Annotated in this window: 17 protein-coding genes and 1 pseudogene; all 18 read left to right on the top strand. The window is 31.9% G+C overall.

Annotated features, from left to right (window positions below):
- Positions 1 to 104 precede the first annotated feature (104 nt).
- Positions 105 to 347, top strand: a pseudogene (locus CLOPA_RS26145) (DUF2513 domain-containing protein); the annotation flags it as partial.
- A 540-nt stretch (positions 348 to 887) separates the two neighbouring features.
- On the top strand, positions 888 to 1,292 hold the full coding sequence (flgB, locus tag CLOPA_RS13825; protein WP_015616072.1) for a flagellar basal body rod protein FlgB: 405 nt from the start codon (positions 888 to 890) through the stop codon (positions 1,290 to 1,292).
- Between the two features lie 3 nt (positions 1,293 to 1,295).
- Positions 1,296 to 1,730 carry a flagellar basal body rod protein FlgC gene (gene flgC / locus CLOPA_RS13820; protein WP_015616071.1) on the top strand — a complete coding sequence of 145 codons (435 nt, stop codon included), beginning with the start codon at positions 1,296 to 1,298 and terminating at the stop codon, positions 1,728 to 1,730.
- Between the two features lie 11 nt (positions 1,731 to 1,741).
- Complete coding sequence (fliE, locus tag CLOPA_RS13815) at positions 1,742 to 2,062, top strand: flagellar hook-basal body complex protein FliE (protein ID WP_015616070.1); 321 nt, start codon at positions 1,742 to 1,744, stop codon at positions 2,060 to 2,062.
- Between the two features lie 17 nt (positions 2,063 to 2,079).
- On the top strand, positions 2,080 to 3,672 hold the full coding sequence (gene fliF, locus CLOPA_RS13810) for a flagellar basal-body MS-ring/collar protein FliF (protein ID WP_015616069.1): 1,593 nt from the start codon (positions 2,080 to 2,082) through the stop codon (positions 3,670 to 3,672).
- Positions 3,673 to 3,678: 6 nt separating this feature from the next.
- Positions 3,679 to 4,692, top strand: a complete 1,014-nt coding sequence (gene fliG / locus CLOPA_RS13805; RefSeq protein WP_015616068.1) for a flagellar motor switch protein FliG — start codon at positions 3,679 to 3,681, stop codon at positions 4,690 to 4,692.
- Positions 4,676 to 5,437 (top strand): hypothetical protein, encoded by a 762-nt coding sequence (locus tag CLOPA_RS13800; RefSeq protein ID WP_015616067.1) that lies wholly within the window; start codon positions 4,676 to 4,678, stop codon positions 5,435 to 5,437. Before fliG ends, CLOPA_RS13800 begins: the two co-directional genes overlap by 17 nt.
- 65 nt (positions 5,438 to 5,502) lie before the next feature.
- A complete protein-coding gene (fliI, locus tag CLOPA_RS13795; RefSeq protein WP_015616066.1) occupies positions 5,503 to 6,810 on the top strand; it encodes a flagellar protein export ATPase FliI in 1,308 nt (435 codons plus the stop codon).
- A gap of 23 nt (positions 6,811 to 6,833) precedes the next feature.
- On the top strand, positions 6,834 to 7,271 hold the full coding sequence (fliJ, locus tag CLOPA_RS13790; RefSeq protein ID WP_015616065.1) for a flagellar export protein FliJ: 438 nt from the start codon (positions 6,834 to 6,836) through the stop codon (positions 7,269 to 7,271).
- A 12-nt stretch (positions 7,272 to 7,283) separates the two neighbouring features.
- Entirely contained in the window at positions 7,284 to 9,836 is a 2,553-nt protein-coding gene (locus tag CLOPA_RS13785) for a flagellar hook-length control protein FliK (RefSeq protein WP_015616064.1), read from the top strand.
- 13 nt (positions 9,837 to 9,849) lie between these two features.
- Complete coding sequence (locus CLOPA_RS13780; protein ID WP_015616063.1) at positions 9,850 to 10,368, top strand: flagellar hook assembly protein FlgD; 519 nt, start codon at positions 9,850 to 9,852, stop codon at positions 10,366 to 10,368.
- Between the two features lie 8 nt (positions 10,369 to 10,376).
- Complete coding sequence (locus CLOPA_RS13775) at positions 10,377 to 10,766, top strand: TIGR02530 family flagellar biosynthesis protein (protein WP_015616062.1); 390 nt, start codon at positions 10,377 to 10,379, stop codon at positions 10,764 to 10,766.
- Between the two features lie 97 nt (positions 10,767 to 10,863).
- Positions 10,864 to 13,152 carry a flagellar hook-basal body complex protein gene (locus CLOPA_RS13770; RefSeq protein ID WP_015616061.1) on the top strand — a complete coding sequence of 763 codons (2,289 nt, stop codon included), beginning with the start codon at positions 10,864 to 10,866 and terminating at the stop codon, positions 13,150 to 13,152.
- A 97-nt stretch (positions 13,153 to 13,249) separates the two neighbouring features.
- Positions 13,250 to 13,444, top strand: coding sequence for a flagellar FlbD family protein (locus CLOPA_RS13765; protein ID WP_015616060.1), 195 nt, complete (start codon positions 13,250 to 13,252; stop codon positions 13,442 to 13,444).
- A 119-nt stretch (positions 13,445 to 13,563) separates the two neighbouring features.
- The gene (locus CLOPA_RS13760; protein ID WP_015616059.1) at positions 13,564 to 14,067 is read left to right on the top strand and encodes a flagellar basal body-associated FliL family protein; all 504 of its coding nucleotides are present in this window, start codon (positions 13,564 to 13,566) and stop codon (positions 14,065 to 14,067) included.
- Positions 14,068 to 14,249: 182 nt separating this feature from the next.
- Entirely contained in the window at positions 14,250 to 14,651 is a 402-nt protein-coding gene (locus CLOPA_RS13755; RefSeq protein ID WP_015616058.1) for a flagellar biosynthetic protein FliO, read from the top strand.
- A gap of 114 nt (positions 14,652 to 14,765) precedes the next feature.
- Positions 14,766 to 15,539, top strand: coding sequence for a flagellar type III secretion system pore protein FliP (fliP, locus tag CLOPA_RS13750; protein ID WP_015616057.1), 774 nt, complete (start codon positions 14,766 to 14,768; stop codon positions 15,537 to 15,539).
- Positions 15,540 to 15,552: 13 nt separating this feature from the next.
- Entirely contained in the window at positions 15,553 to 15,822 is a 270-nt protein-coding gene (fliQ, locus tag CLOPA_RS13745; protein ID WP_015616056.1) for a flagellar biosynthesis protein FliQ, read from the top strand.
- Positions 15,823 to 15,824: the final 2 nt, after the last annotated feature.

Below are 15,824 nucleotides of genomic sequence, written 5' to 3'. Positions count from 1 at the left end.
ATTGTATAAGAGATATACTTTTGTACGTTGAAAAAAATACGACTTATTAATATCCATTTATATCTGTTGAAGATTTAATAGCACGTTGAAAAGAATATTATAGAGACACTATTAACTATCATGTTAAAATAGCCGCTGAAGGTAATTTAATAGATAAAGTAAATTATCGTAATAATTTTCCCGTAGATGTTTCGTCTTTATCATGGAAAGGCCATGAATATATAGATAATATTCGTGATGATAAAGTATGGGAAAAACTAAAAGATTTAACTAAAGATATAGCTTCTGTATCATTACCACTTTTAGTTAAACTAGCTGAGGATGTAATTAAAAGCTTTTTAAATTAAGACATTAACCTATTCTAATAATCTAAGGAATTTTTTATTTTCTTAACAAATATTTTACTCACGGGCCTGTAGTAATTTCTATACAGGTCTACCATTGATAGTCATCAAAATTTCCATATTGTATGATTCTTCTCTCTTATTTCTTAAATAAAGTTTTTTATACTATTTATTTTTAATAGTTAATTATAAAAAATAAAATGATTTTCAGCTCATAAAGTTCCACTAAATTACAAAAAATTACACAAAAATCATTAAAATGCCTTAATACGGTAAATTCTTTGTAAAATTTTATTTATATATATATAATTTTAAATAATTATGTAGAATAATCAATGAAAATTTACTATAATATTCCTATGATTTAAATTTTATAATTAAAAATATAATTTAATTTTGAAATCTGTGTGAATAATAGAAAGATTTATTCAATATATGGTGTTGTATTATTTGGTAATACAATTTATTATATAACTAAAGTTATCATATATTAAATAATTCAATCACAATAAATAATTTAGTGACAAAATAGGAGATGGTATTGTGACAATTAATGATATTTCACGACAACAATTTACATATGATTTGATTAAAAAATCATTGGATGCAGCAAGTGCAAGAGGACAGGTTATAGCTAATAACGTGGCAAATGTCAATACTGCAGGTTATAAAGGATATTATGTATCTTTTGAGGATACACTTAAGAACAGTATAGATAATATAAATATGAAAAAGGATAGTCCTTTACATATGGGTGATGGAAGTGGTTTTGGAGAAATCAGCGTGAAACAGGATACTACATCCAGTATGAAAAATGATGGAAATAATGTAGATATTGATGCTGAAATGGCTAATCAAGCGCAGAATACATTAATGTATGAAGCATTAATAAATAGAGCTAATACTATGATTTCCACTAAAAAATATGTAATAACTGGAGGTAATTAATAAATGGGAGCTTTCAGCGCTTTGAATATTAGTTCTAGTGGTCTTTCTGCTGAAAGGCTGAGAATGGATACAATTTCATCAAATATAGCTAATGTGAATACTACAAGAAGTGAACAAACAGGGCAGCCTTATAGAAGAAAGATAGCTGTATTTCAGGAAAATTTGGATAAAGAACTGAATCCAGGTAGCGGTCAATATGAAAATCAGCTAAAGGGTGTTAAGGCTGTTGGAATTGTGAATGATAATTCACCACTTAAACAGGTTTATGACCCAGGTAATCCAGATGCAGATGCTAATGGTTATGTTTCAATGCCCAATGTAGATATATTAAATGAAATGGCAGATTTAATATCTTCCACAAGGGCCTATGAAGCTAATGTAAGCGCTATAGGAGCAGAAAAGAGCATGTTTTCTGCAGCGTTAGGAATAGGAAGGTAGAGGCGATAATTATGAATATAAATCAATTTATTCCAAGCAGCAGCATAGCAAAGCTGGATGGTATGGTAGGATCAAACACAAATAATAATGTGAATACTGACACCAATGGTGGCTTGGATTTTTCTTCCATATTAAAGGATAAACTGGATGGAGTTAATGCCAAGCAGGTAGATGCAGATAATATTACTAACCAATTCATACAAGGTGATAATGTGGATGTACACCAGGTTATGATTTCAGCACAAGAAGCACAGATGTCTCTTCAATTGGCAGTGCAGGTTAGAAATAAAATTGTTGAGGCATATCAGGAATTAAACAGAATGCAAGTGTAATGTAGGGAGCGCATGAGATGAATAAGCTTTTAGAGACTTTTGGTAAGCTTAAAAACAAATGGTTAGATTTAAGCAGAACTAAGCAGATAGTAATTGGTGTTTTAATTGTGGGATTAATAGCAGCTATAACGATATTTGGCATAACTTCAAGTAAAACAAAATATGGAGTGTTATTTTCAAATATGGATGCCAATGATTCTGCCGCTATTATAACTAAATTAAAATCAGATAAAGTGGAATATAAAGTAGATTCCAGTACAAACACTATTTATGTACCAGAAAATAAAGTAGATGATTTAAGATTACAATATGCTACTTCAGTAAAAGGCGGCAGTGTAGGTTTTGAACTCTTTGACAATAGCAGTCAGCTGGGTATGACAGATCAGCAGTTTAATGTGCAGTATCAGAGGGCATTGGAAGGAGAAATGGAGAGGACTATTAAAGGTTTTCCTCAGATTGACAATGCAAGAGTCCAAATAGTTATGCCAGATAATTCAGTTTTTGTTAGAGATGGATCTCCTGCTAAGGCTTCTGTATTTTTAAAGATGAAACCAGGACAAACTTTAACTAAAAATCAAGTTAAGGCAATTGTATCCTTAGTAGCTGGTGGAGTTAAGAATTTATCACCCAATGATGTACAGGTAGTAGATGACAATATGACCTTACTAAGTAGTGATTTAAATAATAGCAGCAATCAAGATGTGTCTGCAACTACTGCGGCAAGAAGTAATACAGAGGCAAAAGAAGAACAACTGCTTCAGGAAAAGGTATTAAATCAATTAGTACCTATTTATGGCAAGGATAATGTTAAAGTGCAGGTTAATGCAGATATGAATTTTGACTCCACTGAGCAGAGTTCTACAGCTATAAGCAATCCAACAGTAATAAGTGAACATAATACTAATGATGTGACTCCTGGCGGTACTAGTGCAGCAGCGGGGGCAAGTCCTACAAATAATAATGTTAACTCTAATCAAATAGTTAATAATAACAACAATAACAATGGTAATGCCACCCATAACGAAACCATTAGAAATTATGATACCAACAGAGTGGAAACAAAGACAGAAGTAGCACCTGGAAATATAAACAGGCTAACAGTTTCTGTAGTAGTGAATGAAGCTAATATAAGCGCAAATGAACAGGCATCTATAAAGAATATAGTAAATCAGGCTGTAGGTTTTAATCAGCAAAGAGGTGACAGTGTAAGTATTGAGGGAATGAGATTTGACACTACACTTCAAAATAATGCCAGAAATGCTATGAATCAGATGAATCAGCAGGCTCAGCAACAGCAAAGAATAAGGCTATATACTGCAATTGGAATAGGGGCCGCAGCTGTAATAGCTGCAATTGCAGCAGGTATAGTTGTGCTGGTGAGAAGGAGAAAAAAAGCGGCAGAAGAACAATATGAAGACGAGACTACCAGCCTTGATGCTGTAATTGATGATACTATAGTGCCAAAGGAACAGGTTAAATATGATCCTATAGATTTTGAACAGGAAGATGAAAAAGCACATGTAGAAAATGAAGTTAAAAAATATGCTAGTACGAAACCAGATCAGGTCGCTGATGTTATTAAGGCTTGGCTTGCAGAAAATGAGAGGTGATAGTATATGGCTAATGATAAAAAATTAACTGGAGTACAAAAGGCTGCTATACTGTTCATAACCTTGGGTCCTGAGACATCCGCAGGAATAATAAAAAAGCTTCCTGAAAGGGAAATACAAAAGATTACATATGAAATAGCAAATATGACTTCCGTTACGAAAGAGCAAAGACAGGGAATACTGGCAGAGTTTATAGAAATGAATAAGGCTAAAGAGTATTTACTTGAAGGCGGAATAGAATATGCAAAAGATTTGCTTTCAAAGGCTCTTGGAAGTCAAAGAGCTAAGGAAATATTAGAAAAAGTTGTAGAGGCTACAGAACAGTATAGACCCTTTTCTATTGCAAGAAAGGCAGATGCTCATCAATTGTTAAATGTAATTAATAGTGAGCATCCACAAACTATAGCACTTATACTTTGTTACCTTCAAGCTGATAAAGCTGGTCAGATACTGTCAGCTTTGCCAGAAGAGCTTCAAGGTGAAGTAGCCTATAGAATTGCAACTATGAGTAATACATCGCCTATGGTAATAAAGGAAATTGAAAAGGTGCTAAATACTAAGCTGTCCTCTGTGGTTAGATCTGATGTAACTGTGCTTGGAGGAGTTGAAACAATAGTGGACATTCTTAATCAGGTGGATAGAACTACTGAAAAGAACATTACTGAAGAACTTGAAAAAGAGGATCAGGAACTTGCCGAAAAAATTAAGCAATCTATGTTTGTATTTGAGGATATTGTTACTATGGATGATGTTTCCATACAAAGAGTTCTTAGAGAACTTGATAATAATGATGTGGCATTGGCACTTAAAGGTTCTTCTGAAGAGGTGGCAAACTGTATTTTCAGAAATCAATCTAAGAGAGCTTCTACTGCATTAAAGGAGGATATAGAGTTCCTGGGGCCAGTAAGGCTTCTTGATGTGGAAAAGGCACAGCAGAAGATTGTTGGCATTATAAGAAGATTGGATGACGCCGGTGAAATAGTAATTGCGAGAGGTGGAGAAGATGCCATTATCGTCTAGTGTTATTAAGAATACTAAAGTAATTGCTCAAGGGAAAAAAGAAATAATTACAGAAAGTAATATAGAAGAGAAACAGCAGTCTTTGGAAGAAATTAAGGACATAATAAAAAATAATGGTAATGAAAATATAGATAAATTTGATGAAATTGCTAAGGCTATTATAGAAAAGGCAAAGTCAGAAGCAGAAGATATAAGGGTTAAAGCTATTAATGATGCTGAGACCATGAAAAATGAAGCTCATAATAAAGGCTACGAAGAAGGAAAACAGCAGGGCTATAATGATGCCTACAATGAAACTATAGGAAAAAGTAAAGCAGAAGCTGATAATATTATGTCTAATGCTGAGAACAATGCTTCTAATCTTGTTAATAGTGCAAAAATTCAATATGAAAAATATCTTTTGGATAAGCAAGTAAATATAAAAGAATTGGCTCTTTTTATTGCTAAGCAAATTTTAAAGAGAGAAGTTAAAGAAGAACAGGGCATTGATGACATGATCTATGATGCAGTGTCTACAGCTAAGAATAGTGCTCTTATAATTATAAAATGCAGCAGTCTCCATTATAATGCACTAAGTGATGCTGTGGAACTTTGGAAGAAACAAATACCTTTAAAGGGTGAGATATTTGTTATAGAAGATAATTTCATAGAGAATGATAGTGCCATTATTGAAAAAGACAATGGCAAGATTGAATTGAGTATAAGTATAGGTTTAGAAAAGATAAAAGAAGAACTTATGAATTAATGCATCTAAAAAAATAAAAACATTAATTGCTTAGTATTTTTTTAGATGCCAAGAGGAGAATACATATGATTTCTTTGGACTTTAATGCATTGATAAAAAAAGTAGAAGAGTGCAGTACAGCCTATATGGAAGGTGTAGTTAGTAAGGTAATAGGTCTTACTATTGAAGTAGAGGGAATCAAAGCCTTTGTAGGTGAAGTTTGTAAAATATATAATGAGAAAAATACTGCTGTAGAATGTGAAGTGGTAGGTTTTAGAGAGAAAAATATAATATTAATGCCCTTAGGGGAACTTATAGGAATAGCACCAGGCTGCAGGGTTGTACCTACTGGAAAACCTCTCAATGTTAAATGTTCAGAAGAACTTTTTGGAAGAGTGTTAGATGGTCTTGGTAAGCCTTTGGATAGTGTAAAAATAGATAGGGGCAGCTATTACAAACTTGACAGCGACCCTCCAGATCCACTTAAAAGGAGAAGAATAAAAGATGTAATGTCTACAGGTGTAAGAGCTATAGACGGATTTTTAACTTGTGGTGAAGGTCAAAGAGTAGGAATATTTGCAGGTAGTGGTGTTGGAAAAAGTACAACTTTAGGTATGATAGCGAGAGAAGCTAAGGCTGATGTAAATATAATTGCCCTTATAGGTGAAAGAGGAAGAGAAGTTCTTGACTTCATCGAAAAAGATCTTGGTGAGGAAGGAATGAAGAAGTCAATTATAGTGTGCGCTACTTCAGATAGACCTGCCTTAGTAAGATTAAAGGGAGCTTTTACAGCTACAGCCATTGCAGAATATTTTAGAGATCAAGGCAAAAAAGTCATACTTATGATGGATTCTGTCACAAGATTCGCTATGGCACAAAGAGAAATTGGACTTGCTATTGGAGAACCTCCAGCTACTAAGGGATATACACCTTCCGTTTTTGCTATGCTTCCAAGGCTTATGGAAAGGTCTGGTATGTCAGATAAAGGTTCTATAACTGCTTTTTATACAGTGCTTGTAGATGGAGATGATTTTAACGAACCTATAGCAGATGCTGTAAGAGGTATTTTAGATGGACACATAGTATTATCCAGGGATTTAGCTGCAAAAAATCATTACCCTGCTATTGATACCTTGAAAAGTATAAGCAGACTTATGTCAGAAATAGCCGATAATGATCACAAACAGGCAGCTTCTGCCGCCAGAGATTTACTTGCGACCTATCATGATTCTGAAGATTTAATAAATTTAGGGGCCTATGTAAGAGGAAGCAATAAAAAGATAGATATAGCAATACATTATCATGATCATATTGTTAACTATTTAAAGCAGGGGATAAACGAAAAGTCGAATTTTGAAGACAGTAGAAATAAACTGGTTGAGATGTTTAGTTGATTTATTTACGAGAGGTAAATATTATGGAAAACTTTAAATTTAGGCTTCAAAAGCTTTTAGATATAAGAAAAGATGCAGAAGAAGAGAGCAAAATTAATTTTAAAAAATCACAACAGGAAAAAATTAATGCAGAGAAAAGTCTTGAAAAATTAAATGATAATTATAAAAAATTTAGCGAAGAAAGAAAATATGGTTCCATTGTTCAGCAAAAAATAACACAGGCTTATTTAAACTCTCTTTCAGGCTGCATTGATCAGGCCAGTAGGGAGCTTACAAATAAAGAAACCCAACTAGAGCAGCATAGGAAAGAACTTAAACAAAAGCAGATAGACAGAAAAACCGTTGAAATTTTAAAAGATAAGCAAAAGGCTAAGTTTACTAGAGAACAGAATTTAGCTGAACAAAAAGCTAATGACGAGTTTGCGTTGTATGGGTTTATAAGGAGTAATAGAGACAGATAGGAGGTGAAAAATGTGAGTGAAATTAAGCTGGATACTAATAGTTTGTTAAATTCAAGTTTTTCAGACAAAGGAGAAAAAAATATTTCTTCAGAGGCAGTGCCAAAAATAAGTTTTAAGGATTTACTTGTAAATAATATTAAACCTGTGAAATCACAAACTGAAATGGCACAAAAGGATATTTTAGTATCAAATTTTCAACAGGAAACAGAGCCAATATCTAAACTTCAAGAAAAAAATGCTTCTATATCAGGATCAGCAGAGGAAAATGTTTCACAAGAAAATAATACTATATTATCAAAGCTGTCACAGAAAATAGATGTATTGTCCAAATTGCTTGAAAAGATTATCTTGGCATCAGGATTAGTAGATGGAAATGCCTCATCGGTAAAGAATGTTCAATTAAATGGAGATAATAACAGTATAATTGCCAATATGGACAATATTACCGATGAAGCTAATGTCATTAATACTGCTAATACTGACATATATAGTAATATAGCGGGCAGCGCTAATGTGAACAATGGTAAGGCAAATGATAATGAACTAAATGCTGATAATATATTACAAATAAACAGTGAAGCAAAGGAAAAAACTAGCAGTGAATTAAATAGTAATAGTATATTACAAATAAATGATGAAACTAAAGAAAAAGCTGTTCCTGATAAACCAATTTCTTTAGAAAATATATATAAAAACTTGCCAGATACAATAACCAATAAAGGTAATAGTAATGGACAAGTAATTAGTAAAGATAGTAAAGATGTGGATAATGGAGATTCCACAGGTAAACTATCTAATGGAAATAGCAGTAAAGAAAAAAGTGTAGAGAGTTTAGCTGATTTAGAATCACAGATAGATAATTTAATAAAAAATATATCTGATAAATCAGGGCTAATAAGTAAACAGGATATAGAAGAAATATCACAATTAACTGCTAAATTAGAAACGGCATCAACTAATAGATTACAATTAAATAATAATCTGGATATGCCGTTAGTCCAGAAAACACAATTGATTAATAAAGAGATAGCATCCTATAAAAATGTTAATTCTAATGATGACAATACTATAGCTCAAATCATTGCAAAGTTGCGGCAGGTAACAGATTTATTATCTAAATTGCTAGAAAAAACTACTTCGGAAGCAGGATCAACAAATGGAAATGCGTCATCAGAAAGTAATGTTCAATTAAATAAAGATAATAAAGATGTAGATGATGATAAGACTAATAGTGAAATAAATGGCAATACAGTAAGTATAACTAATTTGCTTATTAACTTCTTTTCACTGGATATAAAATCCAAAGATGTGGTTGAAAAATTTACTGATAATAAAATACTGCCTGTATCTCAGATAGATAATAAGATAAATAATATAGTAAATGTTTTAAATAATGAAAAACAAAATTTAAATAAAAATAATTTTGCAGATAAAAAAAGTAATTTGCTTAATGAATTAAATGCACTAACAAATGATAATACAGCTAATAATGAAAATTTAGTAATATCACAGGATGATTTTAAGAACACTTCATATGAGAAATTGGATAAGAATGAAGTAAAAAATAGTGAAGCTGCAATAGCAAACTTATTAGATACTAATAGGCAAAATATCAGTAATGAAACTGATCCACAAGAAAACTTAATAAATAAAATTAAGCATGAAATTAAAGAAATTATAGAGTCTTCAATAAAAGACAGTAATAATAAAGAAACATCAAATATAAAAAATTATAATTCTAACACTAATTTAAATAAGGACTTTACTAATGAGATTTTAACTAATAATACTAGTTTATTAGAAAATATTTTAACAGAAAATAAAAATTTACCTAAAGATAAAAATGCTGAAATTTTGGACAAGAACAGTGAAGTTAAAATTTTCAATAAACCAGAAAGTAATCAGGTAAAAGAAAAAATTGTTAATGATAAAGTCAATGTATTAACTAGTGGAAATAAAGATAACAGCCAATTTAAAAATAGCGGCGGCTTCAATACTGATAATGATTTTTTAAAGAGATTATTAGAAGACAATAAGGATACTAAGCTTGATAAGGTAAATACACTAATGAATCAATTTATTGTTCAAAATCAAAATAATAGTCAAGAGATAGCTAATGAGCCAAAGGTAATTAATAAGTCAAATTTTACTGCGGATATAATAAAAAGTATCAGGTACATGGAAAATAAAAATATTAAGGATATGACAGTAAAAATTAATCCTAAAGATCTTGGAGAGGTATATATTAAAATTACTTCCAGCGCTGATGGAATATTGAAAGCCAGTATCAGCACCAATAATAGAGAAACTTTTAATCTGCTAAATGCAAATATTCAGGATTTAAATAATAATTTCAATAATTCTCAAATTAAAATACAGCATATTGATATAAATATATATAATGGTGATACTACATTCTTTAGTAATAGTTTCAATCAAAATCAGAGTAATGAAAATAATTCACATCACAAAACTTATAGTGTTTCTAACATAAATAATGAAGAAGGAGATACATTACCTGGACACATTATTTATGAAGATAATAAATTAAATATATTAGTATAGAGGAGGGATAAAGATGGCAGTTACCAGTAGTACAGCTACAGCGTTAACAGGATATCAGACTACTAGTAATACATCTGGTGCTACAGATAGAGGAACACCAATGATTAAACCGGGACAACAGGGTATAGACAAAAACTCATTTTTGAAAATTTTAACTGCTGAATTGTCAAACCAGGATCCATTGAGTGGCAGCAATCAGGATTCTACCCAATATGTTGCACAGCTTGCACAATTTACTTCACTGGAGCAAATGGCAAATTTAAATAGTACACTTACTCTTAATTCTGCTTCCAACTTGCTTGGAAAAACAGTAATGTTTAATGAAACTGATAGTATGAATAACAATTATATAGGACAAGTAAATTCCATAACAAAACAAGGAGATACAATTACTCTTACAGTAGCTACTTCAGACAATGGAAAAGCTTTAACAAAAGATTTTGATTATGGAGATATTTATCAGATTAATCCTGATACATCTTCAAGTTCTACAGATAGTAGTTCAGACAGCAGCTCAAATGCTAATGTCTAGGTTGAATTATGAGTTATAGAGTAGTAAATGGAAAAATTTGTCCTGTTGAGCCTATTGAGAATTATAATTCAAAGGTAAACACTAATAAAACAACACAAAAACAGAATTTTGCTGACATATTAAATGAAAAAATAAAAAACAACGATACTTTCGTGTTTTCATCTCATGCAGCAGAGAGATTAAAATCTAGAAATATAAGTTTTAATGAAAATGACATGAAAACTATTAATGAAGGTATTAACAAAGCGCAGGAAAAGGGCTGCAAAGAATCTGTAATATTTTATAAAGATACTGCGTTAGTAACCAGCATTAAAAATAGAACTGTTATAACAGTAATGGACAAGAATAGCAGTAAGGGAAATGTATTTACAAATGTAGACAGTGTAGTTACACTTTAAGCTGGACCTTGTAATGAGGAAGCTGAATTTAGCAGAATGACTGAAGCTAAAAAATAGTAGACTACATTAAAAATAAATTATTTTCGGAGGGAAAACTATGTTAAAATCATTAAATTCAGGAGTTTCAGGATTAGGAGCAAATCAGACAAAATTAGATGTTATAGGAAATAATATAGCAAATGTGGGTACTACAGCTTTTAAAGGTTCTAGAGTAAGATTTCAAGATGAATTAAATCAAACAATACAGGATGCCGGTGTGCCAACAACAAATCAAGGCGGATCAAATGCAGCTCAGGTAGGATTAGGGGTTAAACTGGCAGGTATTGATACAATGATGAATCAGGGAGCTATACAAACTACAGGAAGAAACCTGGATGCAGCTATTGATGGTGAAGGCTATTTTGTATTAGGTAGTGGTCCTGCAGTTTTTACAGATAATACAATTAATGTAAATCAATCTACAGGACAGCATAGTGTAGATCAGAATTCATTATCTCAAGCTGGAATGAATCTCATGTACACAAGAGACGGTTCCTTTACTTTAGATGATCAGGGTAATCTTCTATCCTCAAATGGCTTAAGAATAATGGGATACTCATTAACAAACGATAATTCAACGACACCCCCTACAGCAGCAGCTCCAAACAGCGTAATAGCAGGGGGCTTCAGTTTCCAATTCGGACCTGGAGAAGCTTTAAATGGCTATACTGTAGTTTTAGGTAAAATTGGAGAAGGTACCCTTACTTCTGCTTCTGTAGATACTACCAATAGAAAAATAATATTAAATGGTGATTTCAGTGATGCAGGTAAAATTTCATCAGCTTCAGCAGAAAAGGCAATAAATGACGTTTTGTCAGCAAATGGAATAGCTCAAACTGTAAGTGTAGGTGGTACAGCAATTCCGGTATATGGAACATCTTCTAATATTGTTGCAGGCGGTGTTACTGCAGTTGCACCAAGTAATGTTACAGCGGGTGGTTTCAATTTTAGTTTTAATCAGGGCTCTCAGTTAAATGGATATACAGTTAAACTTGGAAATATAGCAGCAGGTACAGTAACTTCAGCAACTATTAATAATACTAATAATGTTATTACATTAAATGCAGATTTAACTACTCTTGGTGCGGTAAGAGCTTTAGATATTCAAACTGAATTGCAAAATACAATACAAACAGCTCAAGCTACTACACCTAGTTTAGCTGGAGCTTCAATTACAGTTTCTGGTTCACCAATTAACATAGGTGCTTCTGAAGCAATAAGTGGTGGAGAAGTATCTTATAGAGGAATGGATTTTAGCTTTGTGGATAGTAATGGTACTCCACAATTAGATGGATACACTATACAGTTAGGAACAATTACAGCGGGAACTCCTACTAGTGCAACTATTGATACTACAAATGAGATAATAACAGTAAATGGTGACATAAATTCAATGACTGCTTTTGATTATCAGAGAGCTATACAAAATGCTACTGGATTATCTTCTGGTGTAATTGTAAACGTGAGTGGAACCCAAACTCCACTATCAAACATTGCTTCAGGCCTAATTGATGGAGGTAAAGCTTCAGTAAATCCTGGGACTGTAACTTCCAGTAACTTTAGCTTTGCTTTTGGACCTGGAGAAGCATTAAATGGGTATAAAATTAAGATTGGAACTATATCCCAGGGTACACAATTGTCTACAGATGTAGATACAGCAAATAAGACAATAACTATAAATGGAGACTTTGTTACTCCAAATGCCATAGGACAAGATCAGCTCACAGCAGTGCTTAACAATTCACTATCTAAAAAGGGAATAAATCAAACTATAACTGCTACTGGTACACCTCTTACTATACCAGGTAGTACATCAAATCCAGTTACAGGAGGTACTCCGCTGCAGAGTATGGGTGCAGATGGAGTTATAGCTTTTGTAGATGGAGATAAAAATTTATATGCCTATGATGGAAACTTAAAGAGTTTAAGAATACCAGATACAGTACATGATGATGCGACTGGAACTGACTTAAAGGTTAAGACTTTTTCTATAGGAAGCGACGGCGTTATAACTGCTACTCTTGATAATGGAAAAATTGCAGCTCTTGGTCAAATTGCCATGGCACAGTTTAAGAATCCAGCAGGTTTAACTAAAGATGGAAATAATTCATATTCAGATTCAATAACTTCTGGTGCTCCAAGTTTTAGAAGCGGTGTAGGAACAAAGGGTGAAGATAACAGTGCATTATATGGAAATGTTAAATCATCTTCATTAGAGGCTTCTAATGTAGATCTTGCTCAGCAATTTACAGACATGATAGTTGCTAGCAGAGCTTTCCAGGCTAATGGAAAAACTATAACAACTGGAGATCAGGTTTTACAGGATATAATAAACTTAGTAAGATAATTTTAAATAAATGCTATGTTATTGGGGGTCTGACCCAGTAGGTCTTGGGGTCTGATCCCCAACAAATTTAATATTATATAAGAAAGCAGGTGAATTTATGATAAAACTCACCGGAATGAATCATAAAGAAATTGTAATTAATTCAGATAATATTGAGAAAATTGAAGAGGTACCTGAAACTGTAATAACTTTGATGAATGGAAACAAATATCTGGTAGAAGAAACTGCAGATGAAGTTATAGATAAAATAATATTATTTAAAAAGAGAATTTATAATTCAAATTATAGATAAATATAAAATTTATTTACTAAATTTATTTGATAAAATAACTGTGATATACAATGGTTTGCAAATAAATTTACAACATTAAGAAAGTCACTTTTAATTTATTTGCAAAAGGAGATGAGTCTATGAGTGAAAATAAAAATGCAAATAAAGCAGATGGAGTAAGTAAAATAATTATAATATTATTAGTGCTGCTTATTGTTTTAATAGGAGCCTTTGGAAGCTATATTTTCTTCTTTGGTGGGGCATCAAAGCTGCATGCAGATAGTGCATCAAATAATACTGTCTCAGCGTTAACAATTACCTCAGCAGATGAAAATACTTATTCACTAGATGAAGCCGTAGTAAATCTATCGGATACTGATGCACAGAGATATTTAAAGGTGAAGGTTAGTTTTGGCTATGATGCTAAAAGCAGTAAACTGAAAAATGAGTTAGAGAGTGAAACTGTAAACAAAAAGCCTATTTTAAGTGATGCAGTTAATGGTATACTGAGAAGCAAGAAATCTTCTGGTTTTACTGTAAAGGGTATAGAGGATACAAAACAGCAGATACTTAATGCAGTAAATCCAGTACTTAAAAATGGAAAAATAAGTCATGTGTATTTTGAAGAGTTAGTAGTTCAGTAGGGAATATGAAAATAAATAGTAAGTCAAAGATGCGACAAATATTTCCAATCATACAAGGAAACAGGTTTCGAAGATAGTGAGCTATCTGAGGGTTCTGTTGACGCAGTAGGATTAGAAATAAGCTAGCATACTGACTAAGTATTTGTTTGAATATGCCAATATAGGATTAGGGTGGTAAACAAATGCCAATATTGTTAATGATTTTAAAGCTTGTAGTAGCACTTTTAGTTATTTTACCTTTAATATATATAAGTATAAAATATGGTGGAAACAAGCTACAAAATATGCAAAATGGAAACTACATGAAGGTATTAGAGAGACTTACGCTTACAAAGGAGAACAGTCTTTTGGTAATAAAAATTGGAGAAAAGGGATATGTTTTTTCAAGCTGCGGAAATAAGCTGGAAATTCTAATGGAATTAGGTAGTGAAGAAATAAAAAAAATTCAAGAATCCAAAACAGTAACTCAATATAAAAATTTTAATGAATTTTATAAGGATTTTAAAGATAAATTCAACATTAGAGATAAAAGTGAGTTTTTAAAAACACTAAAGGATAAAATTATGGTAAAGGAAAAGAAATAACAATCTGATAGCAGTACTATGATCAGAAAATGTTTCTGTATAATACAAAATATAGATAGCATCTTTGAATTGTTATTTATTTTCAGATACTTAAGATTAAAGAGGAAGATTAGAATGAAGAAAAAAGCTTGTATAATATCTATTTTAGTTTTGTTTTGTATACTTCTTATCGGAAATAAGGCATATGCAGCTCCATCTCCGCAAAGTATACCTATACCAAATATAAATGTGTCTGTAAACAATAATTCAGCAACACCTACAAATTATGTAGACAATATAAAACTTCTTATAATGCTTACAGTACTTACTTTGCTTCCATCTATAATTATCATGACTACCAGCTTTACAAGAATTATAGTAGTACTTGGGTTTTTAAAAAATGCTCTGGGAACACAAAGTGCACCACCTAATCAGGTAATAATTGGACTAGCTTTATTTTTAACTTTTTTTATAATGATGCCTACATACACAACAATTAATAATAATGCCATTCAGCCTTATGTAAATAATAAGATAAATCAGCAGCAGGCTATTACTGTTGGAGAAAAACCTTTAAAGGAGTTTATGCTTAAGCAGACGAGAAAAAAAGATCTTCAACTATTTATGGATGCAGCTAAAATGGATCCAAAAACTGATACGGATCATACTCCTATTCACGTTGTTATACCAGCGTTTATAATAAGTGAATTGAAAACAGCTTTTATAATAGGATTTCTATTATTTATACCCTTTATGATTATAGATTTTGTGGTGGCAAGTATACTTATGTCCATGGGTATGTTTATGGTACCTCCTGCTATGGTTTCACTGCCTTTCAAAATTCTTTTATTTGTAATGGTAGATGGTTGGTATTTGGTGGTTAAATCACTTATTTTAAGTTTTTCGTGAGGTGAAAATTATTATGACAGAAAATATGCTTTTAGGAATATTAAAGGATGCTATAAGTACAGGACTCTTAATATCCGCACCAATTTTAATTGTATCTGTTGTGGTAGGACTTATTATAAGCATAATGCAGGCTACCACTCAAATACAGGAACAGACTCTTACCTTTGTTCCAAAGCTTATTGCTATAGCAGTTGTGGGAATAGTGGCCAGCACCTGGATGCTTCATATGATGACTGGATTTACAGAGAGAATATTTGAAATGATAGCAAATATTACTAGATAGGT

Origin of the sequence: Clostridium pasteurianum BC1 (assembly GCF_000389635.1) — a bacterium.
Taxonomy (GTDB): Bacteria; Bacillota; Clostridia; order Clostridiales; family Clostridiaceae; genus Clostridium_I; species Clostridium_I pasteurianum_A.
This window is presented reverse-complemented; position numbering and strand designations above follow the sequence as displayed.